This is a genomic window from Phyllobacterium endophyticum (genome assembly GCF_003010935.1).
GTDB classification, from domain to species: Bacteria; Pseudomonadota; Alphaproteobacteria; order Rhizobiales; family Rhizobiaceae; genus Phyllobacterium; species Phyllobacterium endophyticum.
Genome location: NZ_PGGN01000004.1, coordinates 617830 through 634354, shown reverse-complemented (window position 1 = coordinate 634354; position 16525 = coordinate 617830). Strand labels below are relative to the sequence as shown.

General features: G+C 55.1%; 19 protein-coding genes. 7 read left to right on the top strand and 12 right to left on the bottom strand.

What is annotated here, in order from left to right; all coding sequences use genetic code 11:
- Positions 1–218 precede the first annotated feature (218 nt).
- The 4 genes from petA (at position 219) to CU100_RS21245 (ending at position 3634) form a co-directional block, all read left to right on the top strand.
- Entirely contained in the window at positions 219–782 is a 564-nt protein-coding gene (petA, locus tag CU100_RS21260) for a ubiquinol-cytochrome c reductase iron-sulfur subunit (protein WP_106718562.1), read from the top strand.
- A 21-nt stretch (positions 783–803) separates the two neighbouring features.
- Positions 804–2102, top strand: a complete 1299-nt coding sequence (locus CU100_RS21255) for a cytochrome b (protein ID WP_106718561.1) — start codon at positions 804–806, stop codon at positions 2100–2102.
- Between the two features lie 20 nt (positions 2103–2122).
- Positions 2123–2986, top strand: a complete 864-nt coding sequence (locus CU100_RS21250) for a cytochrome c1 (RefSeq protein WP_106718560.1) — start codon at positions 2123–2125, stop codon at positions 2984–2986.
- A 102-nt stretch (positions 2987–3088) separates the two neighbouring features.
- Positions 3089–3634, top strand: coding sequence for an adenine phosphoribosyltransferase (locus tag CU100_RS21245; protein ID WP_106718559.1), 546 nt, complete (start codon positions 3089–3091; stop codon positions 3632–3634).
- 2 nt (positions 3635–3636) lie between these two features.
- Here the strand turns inward: CU100_RS21245 and CU100_RS21240 are convergent, their stop codons facing one another.
- The 11 genes from CU100_RS21240 to lgt form a co-directional block, all read right to left on the bottom strand.
- Positions 3637–4110 (bottom strand): MaoC family dehydratase, encoded by a 474-nt coding sequence (locus tag CU100_RS21240; protein ID WP_106718558.1) that lies wholly within the window; start codon positions 4108–4110, stop codon positions 3637–3639.
- Positions 4107–4577 carry a MaoC family dehydratase gene (locus CU100_RS21235; protein WP_106718557.1) on the bottom strand — a complete coding sequence of 157 codons (471 nt, stop codon included), beginning with the start codon at positions 4575–4577 and terminating at the stop codon, positions 4107–4109. Before CU100_RS21235 ends, CU100_RS21240 begins: the two co-directional genes overlap by 4 nt.
- Positions 4578–4590: 13 nt before the next feature.
- Positions 4591–5694 (bottom strand): redox-regulated ATPase YchF, encoded by a 1104-nt coding sequence (gene ychF / locus CU100_RS21230; RefSeq protein WP_106718556.1) that lies wholly within the window; start codon positions 5692–5694, stop codon positions 4591–4593.
- A 12-nt stretch (positions 5695–5706) separates the two neighbouring features.
- Entirely contained in the window at positions 5707–6432 is a 726-nt protein-coding gene (gene pth, locus CU100_RS21225; RefSeq protein WP_106718555.1) for an aminoacyl-tRNA hydrolase, read from the bottom strand.
- A gap of 30 nt (positions 6433–6462) precedes the next feature.
- Positions 6463–7101 (bottom strand): 50S ribosomal protein L25/general stress protein Ctc, encoded by a 639-nt coding sequence (locus CU100_RS21220; RefSeq protein ID WP_106718554.1) that lies wholly within the window; start codon positions 7099–7101, stop codon positions 6463–6465.
- A 202-nt stretch (positions 7102–7303) separates the two neighbouring features.
- Positions 7304–8236, bottom strand: a complete 933-nt coding sequence (locus CU100_RS21215) for a ribose-phosphate pyrophosphokinase (protein ID WP_106718553.1) — start codon at positions 8234–8236, stop codon at positions 7304–7306.
- A gap of 144 nt (positions 8237–8380) precedes the next feature.
- Entirely contained in the window at positions 8381–8773 is a 393-nt protein-coding gene (locus CU100_RS27365) for a hypothetical protein (RefSeq protein WP_245419153.1), read from the bottom strand.
- A gap of 316 nt (positions 8774–9089) precedes the next feature.
- Positions 9090–10241 carry a M24 family metallopeptidase gene (locus CU100_RS21205; RefSeq protein WP_106718551.1) on the bottom strand — a complete coding sequence of 384 codons (1152 nt, stop codon included), beginning with the start codon at positions 10239–10241 and terminating at the stop codon, positions 9090–9092.
- Positions 10242–10243: 2 nt separating this feature from the next.
- Positions 10244–11038, bottom strand: a complete 795-nt coding sequence (gene pgeF, locus CU100_RS21200) for a peptidoglycan editing factor PgeF (protein WP_106718550.1) — start codon at positions 11036–11038, stop codon at positions 10244–10246.
- A 72-nt stretch (positions 11039–11110) separates the two neighbouring features.
- On the bottom strand, positions 11111–12190 hold the full coding sequence (locus CU100_RS21195) for a class I SAM-dependent methyltransferase (protein ID WP_106718549.1): 1080 nt from the start codon (positions 12188–12190) through the stop codon (positions 11111–11113).
- The gene (lgt, locus tag CU100_RS21190) at positions 12187–13038 is read right to left on the bottom strand and encodes a prolipoprotein diacylglyceryl transferase (RefSeq protein ID WP_106718701.1); all 852 of its coding nucleotides are present in this window, start codon (positions 13036–13038) and stop codon (positions 12187–12189) included. The genes CU100_RS21195 and lgt overlap by 4 nt, the downstream gene beginning before the upstream one ends.
- A 167-nt stretch (positions 13039–13205) precedes the next feature.
- Between lgt and CU100_RS21185 the strand changes: the two genes are divergently transcribed.
- From CU100_RS21185 to CU100_RS21175, 3 genes are all read left to right on the top strand, one after another.
- Complete coding sequence (locus CU100_RS21185; RefSeq protein ID WP_106718548.1) at positions 13206–13523, top strand: accessory factor UbiK family protein; 318 nt, start codon at positions 13206–13208, stop codon at positions 13521–13523.
- Between the two features lie 478 nt (positions 13524–14001).
- A complete protein-coding gene (locus CU100_RS21180; protein ID WP_106718547.1) occupies positions 14002–14502 on the top strand; it encodes a type III secretion system chaperone family protein in 501 nt (166 codons plus the stop codon).
- A 25-nt stretch (positions 14503–14527) separates the two neighbouring features.
- Complete coding sequence (locus CU100_RS21175; protein WP_407070357.1) at positions 14528–14866, top strand: tRNA-binding protein; 339 nt, start codon at positions 14528–14530, stop codon at positions 14864–14866.
- Positions 14867–14940: 74 nt separating this feature from the next.
- Here CU100_RS21175 and CU100_RS21170 read toward each other — a convergent pair whose 3' ends face one another.
- A complete protein-coding gene (locus CU100_RS21170) occupies positions 14941–16512 on the bottom strand; it encodes a GMC family oxidoreductase (RefSeq protein ID WP_106718545.1) in 1572 nt (523 codons plus the stop codon).
- Positions 16513–16525 lie beyond the last annotated feature (13 nt).

The following is a 16525-nucleotide window of genomic DNA, read 5'->3' as shown; positions in this document are numbered from 1 at the left end:
TCAATCGGCGTGCTTTGAAGGGCATGACCTGTGTAGCGGCATATCCCTGCGACATCCTGCCCTTGTGACGCTGTCAGGCTGGACAAGCTCAAGCGACATGCTTAGAAACCACGCCATATGTTGGGGATTCCGCAGTGCTCAGTTCTTGGGCCAGTCTTCTATTGTGCTGACAAAACGGAGTCTTCTGCTGCGTTGTTATTCGGAAAGGAACAGGCCCCGTGAGCGCACACGATACGACCGAGCCGACACGGCGTGACTTCCTCTATATTGCGACTGGTATGGCCGGTGTGGTCGGTGCGGGAGCTTTTGCCTGGCCATTCATCGATCAGATGCGGCCAGACGCGTCGACCTTGGCGGTCTCGTCCATCGAAGTTGATGTTTCGGCTGTTCAGCCCGGCATGTCACTGACGGTGAAGTGGCGTGGAAAGCCGGTCTTCATTCGCAACCGGACGCCGCAGGAAATTTCTGATTCAAAAAACACCCAGCTGAGCCAATTGAAGGATCCGATCGCTCGCAACGCCAACCTGCCGAGCGACGCGCAGGCAACCGACGCGGACCGTGCAGCTGCCAAGGACAAGGAAAACTGGCTGGTAATGATTGGTGTATGCACCCATCTCGGCTGTATTCCGCTTGGTCAGCAGGGAGAGTTCGGCGGTTGGTTCTGCCCTTGCCATGGTTCGGTATACGATACTGCCGGACGCATTCGCTCGGGCCCGGCGCCGGAAAATCTACCAGTCCCGCCACTTACTTTCACTTCCGACACCGTCATCAAGATCGGCTAAGGTTCCACGGGGAGACACGACATGAGCGGTGGACATTCATCCTATACGCCGGGCACCGGCATCGAGAAGTGGATCGACGCGCGACTGCCATTGCCGCGCCTGGTCTATGATTCTTTTGTCGCCTATCCAGTTCCGCGCAATCTGAACTATGCCTATGCATTTGGTGGCATTCTGGCGATCATGCTGGTTTCACAGATACTGACCGGCGTGGTTTTGGCGATGCATTACGCTGCGGACGTCGGGCTGGCATTCAACTCCGTGGAAAAGATCATGCGCGATGTCAATTCGGGCTGGCTCCTGCGGTATCTACACTCGAACGGCGCATCCATGTTCTTCCTGGCGGTGTACGTACATATCTTCCGCGGGCTTTATTATGGCTCCTACAAAGCGCCACGCGAACTGTTGTGGATTCTTGGAGTGATCATACTCCTCCTGATGATGGCGACCGCCTTCATGGGTTATGTCTTGCCATGGGGACAGATGTCCTTCTGGGGTGCAACAGTCATCACTGGATTTTTCACGGCATTCCCCGTTATAGGCGACCCGATCCAGCAGTTGCTCCTTGGTGGCTTTGCCGTGGACAATCCCACGCTCAACCGGTTTTTCTCGCTGCACTATCTGCTGCCGTTCATGATTGCAGGTGTTGTTGTCCTGCACGTATGGGCCTTGCACGTCACTGGTCAGACAAATCCTACTGGCATCGAGGTCAAATCCAAGACCGACACTGTTGCCTTCACGCCCTATGCGACCGTCAAGGATGCATTTGGGATGGTGATTTTCTTCATCCTCTTCGCCTACTTTGTCTTCTATCTACCGAATTACATGGGCCACCCGGACAATTACATCCAGGCTGACTCTCTAAAAACGCCTGCTCACATCGTCCCTGAATGGTACTTCCTGCCGTTTTACGCGATGCTGCGCGCGATCACCTTCAACATCGGGCCGATCAACTCCAAGCTCGGCGGCGTCCTGACGATGTTCGGTTCGATCGCAATCCTGTTCATTGTGCCGTGGTTAGACACATCGAAGATACGTTCTGCTGTCTACCGCCCTTGGTATAAGCTGTTCTTCTGGCTCTTCGTCGCCAATGCCATCATGCTTGGCTGGCTGGGATCGCGTCCTGCCGAGGGCTTGTACACATTGTTCTCCCAGCTTGGCACTGCCTACTACTTTGGCTTCTTCATTGTCCTGATGCCGCTCCTTGGTCTGATCGAAACACCGCGGCGCTTGCCCAACTCGATCACCGAAGCGGTGCTTGCGAAAACCAGGAGTGGCGGCCAACCGGCCGGTGTTGCGGCCGCTCCGGAAACCAGGGCTTGAGAATCGTGAAGGGCTCAAACATGAAAAAACTCCTCCTCGGTCTCGCTGCTGCCGGCCTCGGTGTTGTGCTGGCGCTTGGCACCGTGAATGCTGCCGAAGAAGCACACAATGCTGCTGAACCAACGCATTTCCCGATCAAAGAGCCGGAAGAGATGCAGTGGTCTTTTGCCGGTCCATTCGGTCACTACGACAAGCAGCAGCTACAGCGCGGTCTGAAAATCTACAAGGAAGTGTGCTCTGCTTGCCACTCGATGCATATGGTCGCTTTCCGTTCACTTGAAGAACTTGGCTATTCGGAAGCTCAGGTGAAGGCTTTTGCCGCCGAGTACGAAGTGCAGGATGGCCCCAATGCCGAGGGTGAAATGTTCACTCGCAAGGCACTTCCATCCGACTATTTCCCCTCACCATTTCCGAATGCGCAGGCGGCAGCTGCAGCTAACAACGGTGCTGCGCCGCCTGATTTCTCTCTCATTGCCAAGGCGCGCGCAGTTGAACGCGGCTTTCCGCGTTTCATAACCGACATTGCCACGCAATATCAGGAAGGCGGTCCTGACTACATTCACGCCCTCCTTACCGGCTATGGTGAGACTCCGCCCGAAGGTATGCAGATACCCGAGGGTACGCACTATAATCCCCATTTTATCTCTGCTAAGTCGCTTGCGATGGCACAGCCTCTGCAGGATGGCCAAGTGACCTACGATGATGGCGCACCGCAAACCCTGTCTCAGTATTCTCAGGACATCGCAGCGTTCCTGATGTGGGCTGCAGAACCGCATCTGGAAGAGCGCAAGAAGACGGGTTTCCGCGTCATGGTCTTCCTTATCCTTTTCGCAGGTCTGGTCTATGTGGCCAAACGCAGGATCTGGGCCGACGTCGAACATTGATCGACGGAAGATGCCGAGTTTGAAGGGGGCGCGCTGCGCCCTTTTCTTTTGAAGGCAGATTATTAGATTATCGTGTCTATCGACGGTATGAAGGATTGAGAGATGGATTCAACGCTGAAGCAGACGCTGTTTGAGGCTATCCGCAACATTCCTGATTATCCAAAACCCGGTGTTATGTTTCGCGACATTACGACTTTGCTCGGTAATGCACGCGCCTTCCGGCGGGCGGTTGATGAGCTGGTGCATCCTTATGCTGGCGGTAAGGTGGATAAGGTGGCGGGTATCGAAGCGCGAGGCTTTATCATCGGCGGGGCAATGGCACACCAGCTTTCCTCCGGATTTGTGCCTATACGCAAGAAGGGCAAGCTCCCGCACGATACGGTGCGAATTGCCTACAGTCTTGAGTACGGTATCGACGAGATGGAAATGCACCGAGACGCCATTGTGCCTGGCGACAAGGTCATACTGGTGGACGACCTTATTGCAACCGGCGGTACCGCGGAGGGGGCAGTGAAGCTGTTGCAGCAAATGGGTGCGGATATAGTCAGCGCTTGTTTCATCATTGATCTGCCGGAACTCGGCGGCCGCCGAAAGCTCGAAGCTCTAGGCGTGAATGTTAGAACTCTGATTGCCTTCGATGGCCACTGACCTTATTCCGGCAGCGCAATAAGTGCCGCACTATCGAATTCCAGCACCTTTTCGTCCCGCTGATTATAGGCCGCCGAGTACATTTGCATCATGGACCACCCAGGACGGGACTTAAGTGCTCGGACGTTCTTTATAGTACGTGTGAAGCGGATCGTATCGCCGGCGTAGACTGGCTTCAGCCATTTGAGATTTTCAAAACCGGGAGAGGGCCCGAATTGTGGCGGCTTCTCGCCGCGCGCCATAGCGGCCTTGACCACGGACTTCATGTCCTCGACGTTCAGCCGCATCCAGACCGCGGTGGTATGCCAGCCAGAGGCGCAAAGTGCCCCGAAATTACTCTTCCTGGCAGCTTCAGGATCGACGTGAAAGCGCTGGGGATCGTACTTTGTGGCAAATTTGACGATCTCGTCTGCCGTGAACGAGTATGTGCCGAGGTCACGTTCAACGCCGATAAATTCTTCGATCCATTCGTTCATATCGAAGACGGCTCCCGCAGAGAAAACATCGCGGTGTGCTCCAGTTCGCAAACGAGCACATCGTTCTGGTTGAATAGGGCATGATGCAGCTTGACGAACCCCAACGACGGTTTGGACTTGGACAGCCGTCGCTCTAGGATCGTCGTCTTGCCGATGAGTGTATCACCGGCAAGAACCGGTTGTTTCCACTTCACGTAATCAATCCCGGGAGCGCCTTGCGACGTTGAATCCAGAAGGTACGCGTCACACAGCATACGCATGAACATGGACACCGTGTGCCACCCAGAGGCGGCCAGGCCTCCGAGAATGCTGGCCTTTCCTGCTGCTTCATCAAGATGAAAAGGCTGCGGGTCGAACTGGGTGGCGAAATCGATGATCTCTTCAGCCGTTACGAGCTTGGCTCCCAGCGGCCAATCACTACCGGGAACGAAATCCTCATAGGCATAGCGCGGAGAATGCTCTCTCATGTAACGCCTGACGTTAAGTGTTGAACCTGAAAAGCATGATGTCTCCATCTTGCACGACATATTCCTTGCCTTCGTCGCGCGCCTTGCCAGCTTCCTTCGCAGGTACTTCGCCGCCGAGCGCAACATAGTCCTGATAGGCAATCGTCTGGGCGCGAATAAAGCCCCGTTCGAAATCCGTGTGGATAACGCCCGCCGCCTGTGGCGCCTTTGACCCGCGTTCTACAGTCCAGGCGCGCGCTTCCTTCGGACCAACCGTGAAATAGGTAATTAGGTGAAGCAATCTGTACCCTGCGCGGATGAGGCGGTCCAGCCCGGGCTCATCAAGATTCATGGCTTCAAGATATTCCTTCGCCTCTGGCTCCGGCAGTTGCGCGACCTCAGCTTCGATGGCCGCAGAGATCGTTACGGTCTCGGCGCCCTGGCCTGTAGCCATCTCTTCTACAGCCTCAGTATATTCATTGCCTGTGGCTGCATCCTCCTCTGCAACATTGCATACGTAAAGCACGGGCTTGGAGGTCAGGAGGTTCAAATCCTGTAGAATAGCAAGGTCCGCTGCAGAAATGCCGTTCAACATAAACCGGACAGGTTGGCCGTCTTGTAACAGCGCCAGCGCCTGTTCCATGACAGGCAGCACGGTCAGCGCCTCCTTATCCTTGCTGCTCGCACGCTTGCGGAATTGGACAATGCGACGTTCCAGACTTTCCAGGTCCGACAGCATGAGTTCGGTTTCGACGGTCTCTGCATCGGAAACAGGATCGATACGCCCCTCGACATGGGTGATGTCGTCATCTTCGAAGCAACGCAGGACGTGGATAATCGCGTCGACTTCGCGAATATTGGCCAGGAACTGATTGCCCAGACCTTCGCCCTTTGAGGCACCACGTACAAGACCGGCGATATCAACAAAGCTGATGCGCGTGGGCACGATATTGGCAGATTTGCCGATCTTGGCAATCGTCTGCAAGCGGGGATCTGGTACGGCAACCTCACCGGTATTCGGCTCGATCGTACAGAACGGATAGTTTGCAGCTTGAGCAGCAGCAGTTTTGGTCAAGGCATTGAAAAGCGTCGACTTACCGACATTGGGCAGCCCAACTATGCCGCACTTGAAACCCATAATATGCGATCCTTATTCTTTCTTGCCGAAAAGTTTGTTCAGCATTTCGGCCATGGGGCCGGATTTTGGAATGGCGATAGCAGGTTTTTGGCTTCTCGCCTGTCGGATGTGACTTTGGCCCGTAGATTTTGAAATCAGCTTTTCAGCCTTTTCCCGATCAAACTTGCTGCCTGTGCCGACAGCCAGCGAGACGCGGTTCATGAAACCAGCATCGTCCTTCTTGGCAAGCAAACCCGCATTGGCTGCAATTGCATCGAACAGCGGTTGCAGCCATTCATTGTCTGACTTGGCAAAATTGCCGAGTACATGGTTTGTGACCATTTCCTTGGCGCCCGGATGACCAATGCCGATACGGACGCGGCGATAGTCTTTTCCGCAGTGGGCGTCAATTGATTTGATGCCATTGTGCCCGCCGGAGCCACCGCCCGTCTTTACACGCACTTTGCCAGGCGCCAGATCAAGCTCATCATAAATGACAACAAGATCGTGCAGGGCGAGCTTGTAGAAGCGCATTGCTTCACCAACAGCTTGGCCCGAAAGATTCATGAAGGTCTGCGGCTTGATAAGAATGGTTTTTTCGCCGTCGATGGTCCCGTCGGCGATGAGGGACTGAAACTTCTTGGTCCAGGGAGAGAAGCTGTGGCGGCGATGTATTTCATCCGCCGCCATGAAGCCGATATTGTGCCGGTTGGCAGCATATTGGGAGCCCGGATTGCCAAGACCTGCGATGAGCAGCACGTGCCTAGCTCCCAATATCAAAGAAGACGATTACTCGCCTTCTTTTTCCGCAGGTTCAGCGGTTTCGGCTACTGCTTCAGTCGTCTCTTCCTCAGCGGCGAGAACAGCGGGAGCCGCAATCGTAGCGATGGTGAAGTCCCGATCCTGGATGACCGATGTTACGCCCTTTGGCAGGGTAACGGCGGAGATGTGAATCGAATCGCCAATTTGCGTGCCAGTCAGGTCGATGTCGATGGCGTCCGGAATGGCATTGGCCGGGGCATGAAGTTCAATATCGTGACGTACGATATTGAGAACACCACCGCGCTTGATGCCTGGCGAAGCTTCCTCGTGAAGGAAATGGATCGGTACATGCACGTTTACGACCGACTTGGCCGTTACGCGCAGGAAGTCGACGTGCACTGGCTTGTCACTGACAGGATCAAGCTGGAAGTCCTTGGGAAGGACCTGGATCGACTTGCCATCCAGAAGGATATTGGCAATCGTCGTCTTGAAACCGCCGCCGTGAATTTTGTAGTATAGCGTCTTGTAGTCGAGGGTGATCGAGACTGGTGCCTGCTTGTCACCATAGATGACAGCTGGCACTTTACCGTTGCGGCGAATTTCCCGGGAGGACCCCTTACCAACCCGTTCGCGCGCCTCGGCCTTGAGCTCGTATGCTTCGCTCATGGCATTTCCTTTCGAGGTTCAAATCTGGAGTGTTCTTCGACTGCCGTATCGGCTGTTGAAAAAACATGAAGCGGTCGCACGCTCATCCGAACCGGATGAAATGACCGCTCCATTCCGCGTTGCCTCCAAGGGTGTCTACGCGGATGGCGGCTCTATAACGGAAAGCAGACCGATGTGCAAGTTTGTTGCTGGCGTTTATGGCCTAGTCGAACAGGCTGGATACGGATTCTTCCGATGCCGTGCGCGAGACAGCCTCGCCGATGAGATCGGATATCGACAATACGCGTATGTTGGCAGCAGCCTCGATCGCAGGGGTTGGTTGAATGGAATCTGTGATTACGAGTTCCCTGAGCTTGGAACTTGTGATGCGCGCGACCGCTCCGCCTGAGAGTACACCATGGGTGATATAGGCGGTAACGCTGGTGGCGCCCTTTGCAAGAAGCGCCTCGGCAGCATTGCAAAGAGTGCCGCCGGAATCGACAATGTCGTCGAACAACAGGCAGTCTTTGCCGCGCACGTCACCGATTACGTTCATGACCTCCGACTCTCCCGGACGATCACGGCGCTTGTCGACGATAGCAAGCTGTGCGTCGATGCGTTTGGCAAGTGATCGCGCACGCACCACGCCGCCTACGTCGGGCGAAACGACCATGACATTGGATTTGCCATAATGTGCACGGACATCGCGCGCGATAACCGGTACGGCGTAGAGATTGTCGGTCGGTATATCAAAGAACCCCTGAATCTGCCCTGCATGGAGGTCAAGTGTAAGGACCCTGTTTGCGCCGGCTTCCGTGATCAGGTTGGCAACGAGCTTGGCGGAAATAGGCGTGCGCGGTCCGGGTTTGCGGTCCTGCCGCGCATAGCCGAAATAGGGAAGGACGGCTGTGATGCGCTTTGCCGAGGAACGGCGGAACGCGTCGATCATTATCAGCAGTTCCATCAGATGGTCATTTGCCGGAAATGACGTCGACTGCATGACGAAGACATCCTCGCCGCGCACATTCTCTTGAATTTCGACGAAGATTTCCTGATCGGCAAAGCGCCGAACGCTCGCCTTTCCAAGCGGAATGTTGAGATATTTGGCCACAGATTCGGCAAGAACCCGATTGGAATTGCCCGCGAAGAGTTTCATTCCGTCTTTTCCCCACGTCTTTTTCAGAGCGTAGCCAATTAAAGGATATGGCGGGCCTTTTACTGCGCCTGACGCAGTTTGCAAGCCGGCAGCCGGGATTCATGTGCAGTTGAGCCGGATTATCGGCTTAACCGTGTAAATATGTCACGTCTTGGCGCCGGAAACCCAAGCCAGATATCCTTGTATGGCCTTATCTGCGATACCTTCCATAACCTTCGCGGGGACAGTACTCCATGGGTCGGCTCCCCCTCCCGGAACTTTCTCCTGCCCCTGTATGCGGTGCAGGCGTGTGCCTGCAGGATCGAGCACGTCCCAGACGTAGATAATCGTTGTCTGATTGCCGTCAGGAAGCGCGGAAAAATAGCCCTTCATGATGTGAGTATTGTCTGTTTCCGCCGCTGTGCCAAGGGTGATGCCTTTTTCCTTCGCAAGAGCGGAGAGACGCTGGGACAGGGGTGTTGCTGCAGCTATCGGCGCTCCAACGATCGGCGCGAACCGCAGCTTTGCAGTGCGCTGTGTGGCACCTGATGGCGCCATCTGAGCTGCTCCAGCCGCTGTAGTACTCGCACCTGCCGGTGCCGGGGTTGGAGCACCCGGCGTGGCTGGCTGCGTGGTTGTGGCAGGGGCCGGCGTCGACGGGGCGCCTGCGGCAGGAGCTGCCTGACTCGGTTGCGTCGGTGGCAGATCTGCTTTGGTCACACCAATTGGGGATTCTGAACTATTACATGCCGTTAGCGAGAGACCGGCCACCAATGCGAATACGCACGTCAGCAAATTGCGAGACTTCATCTTGAACAAACCCCGTAATGGGTCACGCACGCGCCCATTTTACAAACAGAAACAGACCAAAGTTTTATTTTACGATCAAGTCAAGTGATTGGCGCGAGAGCGGTTCCGCCTGACCATTGGTTGTAAGATATGTTCGGCCCAGAGTCATCGCCGTCTGACTGTCGGAATCCATGATGATCATATGCGCAAACAGGGTCATGTCCGGCTGTATACGTTCCGGATTGCCTGAATAAAACATGGGCATGTCCATCCATGATGGCGTAAAACGGGCACCGACTGAGTACCCGCAGGCATTGAGCCGGTGCTTGGTCAGTTCATGCGCCTCCATCACCTTGGCATGTGCATCGAATACATCCCCAAAGGTGAAGTCGGGCGTCATCGCAGCTTCAACTGCCTCAAGCGCTTCGTGGGCGGCGTCATACAATTCCTGATGCCGTTTCGATACCTTGCCCGTAAGAACAGTGCGCATCATGGGCGCATGATAGTGACGATAAACACCGGCCCATTCCAGCGTCAGCTGATCCGCTCTTGTGAGTTTACGCCGTCCTGACTTATATCGGCAAAGAAGTGCATCATCGCCCGAGCCGATTATGAACTCGTTGGCAGGGTAATCTCCGCCGCCAGCGAAAATCGCCGATTGCATCGCTGCCAGGATTGCGCCTTCGTCGGCGCCAGCCTTAATGATTTTCAGCGCAGCATCCAAGGCCTCGTCACTCAGTTCCGCAGCCCGGCGACTATAAACGATTTCCGCGGGGCTCTTTAGGAGGCGCAATTTGTCGACGACACCCGATATGTCGACAAGGTGTCCAAAAGCGGTGAGCTGTTCGTCGAGTTTACGTCCATTGGCGGCCGTTAGTCCGTGTGTCTGGTATTCGATACCTATGCGGCAGCCCAGCAAGTCGAGATCGTTGAGGAGTTCGCGCAGATCGGCGGCAGGATTCGCGTTGTCGCGGTCGGCCCACACGATGATGTTTTCGATATTGGATGTCTGCCGCGCCTGTCTCAAATCGGCGGAACGTGTCATCAGCACGTTGCTGCCGTCAGCCTTGACGACGAGGCACTGGAAGAAGCAGAAGCCGAATGTGTCATAACCCGTCAGCCAATACATGCTCTCCTGGGCAAACAGCAGGACTGCATCAAGCTTCTGCTCGGCCATCACCATCATCAGCCGGTCACGGCGCGCGTTATATTCTTCCGGTTCGAAATGAAGGGCCATATTCATTGCTCCGTGATCATGATCGCTGATATCTGGCGGCCGTAGTCGGCTTCCTTGCGGTGAGTGCTGCGGCGGTAGGAGAAAAACAGCTCCTCATCCGCATAGGTGCATGTTTGGAGGCTCGATGCTCTTACTCCCGATCGTTCGAGACGAGTGGTTATAAATGACCACAGGTCGAACATTTTGTGATCCTCTTTGGCGGAGTCACGAAAGAAAGTCCGGTAGGAAAGATTCGCATCAGCGAATTGTTCATAGAACTCGCTGCCAACCTCGTAATTGTCTGGCCCGATCGTTGGACCCAAAACAGCCTGTATGCGGTCGCGACGAGCGCCAAGGGCAATCATCGCGTCGATTGTGTTCTCGAGAATCCCGCCAATTGCACCACGCCAGCCCGCATGTGCTGCTCCGATTATTTTCGCCTCTGCATCGGCAAAAAGAACGGGACCGCAATCTGCAGACAGCGCTCCGATGACGACGCCCGGGGTAGCGGTCACCATAGCGTCCGCTTTTGGCCTCTCGCCTTCAAGCGGCCCCGTCACGGTCATGACGTCCGCAGAATGAACCTGATGGACCGTAACAAGGTGCGATAATGGCGCTCCGAGTGTTTCCGCCACACGCCTGCGGTTTTCCCGAACGCGTCCCGGATCATCGTTTGAGCCGCTGCCGACATTCAGGCCACGATAGATGCCGTCCGATACACCGCCCTCGCGCGTAAAAAATCCATGGGCGATACGATTGTTCTCAGGCGATCCCAGCAAGGCTGAACGCAGTGGAGCTGGTTTGTCTGGTGTAGTCATGTGGGACGCCTTTCAAGGGAGCGGATGGTGGTTGAGCAACCGAACGAAGTCAATTGCAAGAATCTGCGGTTCCTAGTTTGAGGCGAAGGGGAAAACATGTGTCGCTGTATCGGCCACGCATAGCGTTTTAAACAAGGTTCCCATCTGTTCCGGGGCGGCCAGGCGTTCCACGTCAAGTCGAATTTTATCCTGCACCTCGACGGATTTTCTCCGGCCCAGCGCGCCTGCACGATCAAGCAAACCCATGGCAAGGAGGAACTCGCCTTGTGTCATCGCGCCGGTCTTGCAGCCTTCGGCCCTGGCTGCCAGCGCCAGACTATGGAAATCCACGTGGGTTGTAAGATCTGCGGCACCCGGAATGTGAAGCACATCGACCGCATTGTGGCGGCTCAGGGCCTGTAGAGTATCTCCGAAACCCTGATGGAGATGTCCATAGTCGAAGACAAGCGCCGCTCCTCGATCCCGATGAATGCGCGCAGCGATTTCATGCATGAGTGCGTCGCGAGCTGGAGCTACTTCGAAGATGCTGCCTTCGGGCGCAATGTCGTTGCCGGGTGGAAGGCCCTCGTCGATAGAGCCGCTGCCTACAGCGAAGGTAAGATTCATCTGTTCGTCAAGTGCGATCACGCGTTCGGCAAAGCTGCCGTTCGTCTTGACGAATTGGCGAGAGGGTATGGCATCGAAAAGCTCATTGGCGATCAAGATGAGAGGACCGGAGCCAACATCGTTGAAGTGCTTCTTCCAGATTATCGAGGTTCCGTGCTTTGCCAGTATCGCTTTTTGTATTTGCTCGAGCCGGCCGCTGATCTCTACCAAGTAAATCCTGGCAGCCTGGGTAAAATTCGGCGCAATCTTGTTGGCGGCCCGCAACAGGTCCTTCATGAGCGTACCGCGTCCAGGACCGATTTCGCACAGTACAAACTCAGCTGGCGAACCGAGAGCTTGCCAGGTATTCACGCACCAGACACCGATGAGTTCACCGAATATCTGACTGACTTCGGGCGCTGTGACAAAATCGCCGTCTTTGCCGAACGGTTCTCGGTTGGTGTAGTAGCCCTCGTCACGGTCGAACAGACACATTGCCATGTAGTCGGCAACGCTGATCGGACCAGTCGCTGCGATTTGCCGGATAATGCGCTCCTTGAGCTTCATCGTCCTGTCGCAACCTCCGGATTGCGCGCAGACAGAATGAATGTAAGTCCGACCAGCACCATGGGCACTGAAAGTACCATTCCCATCGTCAACCAGCCACCATAGAGATAGCCGAGTTGCGCATCCGGTTCGCGGAAAAACTCGACAAAAATTCTCGACAGGCCATAGAGCATGACGAATGTGCCACCGATGAAGCGCGGGCATTTTAACTTGCGGCCATAGAAAATCAAAATAGCCAAGATGGCGAACAGCACCAGGCCTTCCAACGCAGCCTCATAGAGTTGGCTCGGATGACGTACGAAAGGACCGCCGGTCGGAAAGACGATCCCCCAGGGCACATCTGTCGGGCGGCCCCACAACTCGCTGTTTATGAAATTGGTCATGCGTACCAGTCCGAGGCCGACAGGAACACCCGCAGCTACTATATCAAGCATACTATAGACATTGATGCGGCGAGATCTGGCGAAAAGTACCATGGCCAGGATGGTGCCCAGCATGCCCCCGTGAAACGACATGCCGCCCTCCCAGACTTTGAAAACATCCAGAGGATGGGCGATATAGCGGGCAAAGTCGTAAAACAGGATGTAGCCGATGCGACCGCCCAGCACGACGCCGAGCGCAGCCCACATGACGAAATCGTCAAGGTCAGTAGGCTTCATCGGCGGTGTGTTGTTGGCCCAGAGCCTCGGGTTGCTGACAAGCTTCTTCGCATACCACCAGGCGAAGAGGATACCGGCGACATAGCCAAGGCCATACCAGTGGACGGACAGCGGACCCAATGTAAAGATAACTGGATCTATATTGGGGAATGCGATCGCGGCAAATGTTGGCAGCAGAATTTCGCTCACGAGGCACTCCATTATCGCGATTCAATTTTGCGGGACCATGCGCGAGGGCAGGAACAGCGTCAAGTTGGTCCAGCGGTAACATTTGCGCGTCACCTTCAAGCGCCAACTTGCTTGCAATCGTCTGGCGTGACGATTATCTGATTGGAAAATGAGAGAGGTGTCCGGCCATGAACAATGGATCCAACCGCGTTCTTGATGAACTGGCAAAGCTCGTAACGGATGCAGCGGGTGCCGCTCAGGGCGTACGACGTGAAGTCGAGACAGCCTTCCGGGGCCAGGCAGAACGTCTGTTGAATACAATGGACGTCGTCCAGCGCGAAGACTTCGAAGCTGTTCGCGAAATGGCAATTCGGGCGAGAGCGGAAAACACGGCGCTTCTGGCAAGGATAGAAGCTTTGGAGGCTTTGGTCGGAAACAAGTCCCAACCCGCCAAGACTGCCAAATCATCGGCTGCAGGCAGCCGTGCCAAGAAAGATCCATCGTAAAACAACGGGTTTAAACTGGCGATTTGCGGCCGGTATTTCGTGCATCGCGCAGCTGTAGTGCCTGCACTATCATGCGTTGGTTGGCTCGCGCAATGAATTGCGCCTGGTTACCGAGGACATTCTGTTCTGTTTTGCGCTATCCCCAAATTAAATCTTAAGTATTTATCAACAGGTGAAAATCGCCGAAAATCGTTTTCTTAGAGTCAGTTAAAGCCTGCTCGTGAATCAAACTCGCAACTTCTGTCCACATCCATTCCTGTCATTCGACCAAAAGGGGGCTGGCGCTGGGACTCAGCATCAATACACTGAAAACACAGCATGATTCGTTTCGGCGATCATGCAGCGGTTAACAAGCTCTTAACCGCGAACCGGCGGATGCGTTCTATCAGCCGGTGAGTTTTCAAGCGTTTGGTATCTTTTGGGTGGGTTCGCTGTGTTCCCGCAGCTTCATACGAGATTCGGTTAGCAGGTATTGGCAATGAGCCTTCTGGAAATAGAGATTGCGCGCGATTTACACCCGGTCGATGTGATCGAGCATGTAGCCAACGCAAATGAGTGGGCTTTCGAGCGCACCGGGGAAGATGAGATCGCCATTACCGTTGAGGGTAGTTGGACAGATTACCAGATATCCTTCTCGTGGATGGAAGATTTCGAAGCGCTGCATCTGGCTTGTGCTTTCGACATCGCTGTCAGCGAGCCGCGCGTCAATGAAGTGATGCGTCTGCTGTCTTTGATTAACGAGCAACTTCTCATGGGGCATTTTGATCTCTGGCGACAGGAGGGCGCGGTCATGTACCGACAGTCACTACTGTTATCCGGAGGTGCCGAACCGACGAGCAAACAGGTTGAGGTCTTACTATCGAGCGCGCTGGACGCCTGCGAGACATATTTCCAGGCCTTCCAGTTCGTTGTCTGGTCGGGTTCAACGGCGCGGGAATCACTCGACAGCATCCTGTTCGAGACAGTAGGTTCCGCCTGAGGCAACACAAGCCAGGACCAGTATTGTGCCGACAATCACGTTCAATGATTTCGAGAAAGTGGACATCCGCGTCGGCACGATCGTAGAAGCCGAGACGTTTCCTGAGGCGCGCAAGCCGGCTTTCAAGCTGAAGATCGATTTCGGTCCTGAGATCGGCATTAAAAAATCGTCAGCTCAGATTACCCGGCACCACAAACTCGAAGAATTGGTGGGTCGGCAAGTGATGGCGGTGGTCAATTTTCCACCGCGCCAGATCGGCCCCTTCATGTCGGAAGTGCTGACGCTTGGCTTTCCAGATGAAGAAGGTGCCGTTGTACTTGCTTCAGTCAGCAAACCGGTTCCGGATGGTGGCAAGCTCTTCTAGGAAACAGAACCATATCGCCGCCATGAAATGCTGCGATATGGTTCCGCGGTCGTGCCTCCGGGAGGATCTAAATCTCATATCGTCTTGGCTGACATCTCCTTGGCTATGTAGTCGGCCTGCCTGATCGCGAGACTGACGATTGTAAGCGTGGGATTCTCAGCTCCTCCGGTCGTGAACTGACTACCATCGGATACGAACAGGTTGGCGACGTCGTGGCTCTGGCCGAACTTGTTGACGACTCCATCCTTGGCCTTCTCGCTCATGCGGTTCGTGCCAAGATTATGTGTTGAAGGGTAGGGTGGTGTCGGGAAGACACGCGTTGCCCCGACGGCTTCATAGAGTGCCTTTCCCTGCTCATAAGCGTGATCGCGCATGGCGATATCATTCGGATGATCATTGAAGTTCACGTTTGCTATGGGAAGGCCATACTTGTCCTTCTCGTTCTTATTGAGGGTGATCCGGTTGTCTTCCTGCGGCATGTCTTCGCCCACGATCCACAGGCCAGCCATGTTAACGTATTGATCGAGTGCCGATGTAAAGGACCGGCCCCACCCGCCGGGGTCGAGGAATGCTGCCATGAACGGCAGGCCGAGCGACAATGTTTCCATCTCATAGCCACCGACAAAGCCGCGGGATGGATCGTGACGGGCTTCGTCGCGGATGATGCCAGCCATTGTCGTTCCACGATACATGTGAACCGGCTTTTCGAAGATGCCGTATACCGACCCGGTGGTGTGGCGCATGTAGTTGCGGCCCACCTGACCCGATGAATTGGCAAGGCCATCAGGAAACATGCTTGTTGCAGAGTTGAGCAGTAGGCGTGGGCTTTCGATGGAATTTCCAGCAACAGCGACAACGCGTGCCTTTTGCAACTGTTGCTTGCCATCCTTGTCCACATATACAACGCCGGTTACCTTGCCGCTCTTGTCGTGCTCGATCTTCTGAGCCATGGAGTTGGGGCGTACTTCAAGCTTTCCGGTTTGTTCCCCTTTGGGAATTTCCGTATAAAGGGTTGACCACTTTGCGCCCCACTTGCAGCCCTGGAAGCAGAAGCCGGTTTGTTGGCACGACATGCGACCATCGCGCTCAGCGGTATTGATCGCCATATTGCCCGTGTGGCAATCCTTGTAGCCAAGCTTGTCAGCGCCGGCCTTGAGAACCTTGAAATTGTTGTTACCCGGCAACCCGGCGATGCCGTTGGTACGGGTAACGCCCATCTTGTCCTCGGCCTTGGCGTAGTAGGGTTCAAGGTCCGCCAGGGTAATGGGCCAATCGAGCAGACTTGCGCCTTTAACTTTGCCATAGTGAGTAAGTGCCTGAAACTCATGGTCTTGAAACCGGAGAGAGGCCCCTGCCCAGTGGGTCGTGGATCCGCCGACGGACTTGACTATCCATGCGGGGAGATTGGGGAAGTCCCTGGCTACTCGCCAATCACCTGATGTGGTTCGCTTATCGACCCAGGCAAGCTGGCCGAAACTGTCCCATTCATTGTTGGTAAACTCTTCGTACTCGTGGCGGGCACCGGCCTCGAGTATAACGACGTCAATGCCTTTTTGAGCGAGTTCGTTGCCGAGCGTTCCGCCGCCCGCGCCAGAACCGATGATGACGACAACACTATCGTCCTTGAGATCATAAGGTGCAGCCATGGTTTCCTCCCAC

Bases quoted from the DNA above. Each gene is read 5' to 3' on its own strand.
- CU100_RS21255 (WP_106718561.1), top strand. From the start codon at position 804: ATGAGCGGTGGACATTCATCCTATACGCCGGGCACCGGCATCGAGAAG.
- CU100_RS21250 (WP_106718560.1), top strand. From the start codon at position 2,123: ATGAAAAAACTCCTCCTCGGTCTCGCTGCTGCCGGCCTCGGTGTTGTG.
- CU100_RS21245 (WP_106718559.1), top strand. From the start codon at position 3,089: ATGGATTCAACGCTGAAGCAGACGCTGTTTGAGGCTATCCGCAACATT.
- CU100_RS21240 (WP_106718558.1), bottom strand. From the start codon at position 4,110: ATGAACGAATGGATCGAAGAATTTATCGGCGTTGAACGTGACCTCGGC.
- CU100_RS21235 (WP_106718557.1), bottom strand. From the start codon at position 4,577: ATGAGAGAGCATTCTCCGCGCTATGCCTATGAGGATTTCGTTCCCGGT.
- ychF (WP_106718556.1), bottom strand. From the start codon at position 5,694: ATGGGTTTCAAGTGCGGCATAGTTGGGCTGCCCAATGTCGGTAAGTCG.
- CU100_RS21220 (WP_106718554.1), bottom strand. From the start codon at position 7,101: ATGAGCGAAGCATACGAGCTCAAGGCCGAGGCGCGCGAACGGGTTGGT.
- CU100_RS21215 (WP_106718553.1), bottom strand. From the start codon at position 8,236: ATGAAACTCTTCGCGGGCAATTCCAATCGGGTTCTTGCCGAATCTGTG.
- CU100_RS27365 (WP_245419153.1), bottom strand. From the start codon at position 8,773: ATGGCGCCATCAGGTGCCACACAGCGCACTGCAAAGCTGCGGTTCGCG.
- CU100_RS21205 (WP_106718551.1), bottom strand. From the start codon at position 10,241: ATGGCCCTTCATTTCGAACCGGAAGAATATAACGCGCGCCGTGACCGG.
- pgeF (WP_106718550.1), bottom strand. From the start codon at position 11,038: ATGACTACACCAGACAAACCAGCTCCACTGCGTTCAGCCTTGCTGGGA.
- CU100_RS21195 (WP_106718549.1), bottom strand. From the start codon at position 12,190: ATGAAGCTCAAGGAGCGCATTATCCGGCAAATCGCAGCGACTGGTCCG.
- CU100_RS21185 (WP_106718548.1), top strand. From the start codon at position 13,206: ATGAACAATGGATCCAACCGCGTTCTTGATGAACTGGCAAAGCTCGTA.
- CU100_RS21180 (WP_106718547.1), top strand. From the start codon at position 14,002: ATGAGCCTTCTGGAAATAGAGATTGCGCGCGATTTACACCCGGTCGAT.
- CU100_RS21170 (WP_106718545.1), bottom strand. From the start codon at position 16,512: ATGGCTGCACCTTATGATCTCAAGGACGATAGTGTTGTCGTCATCATC.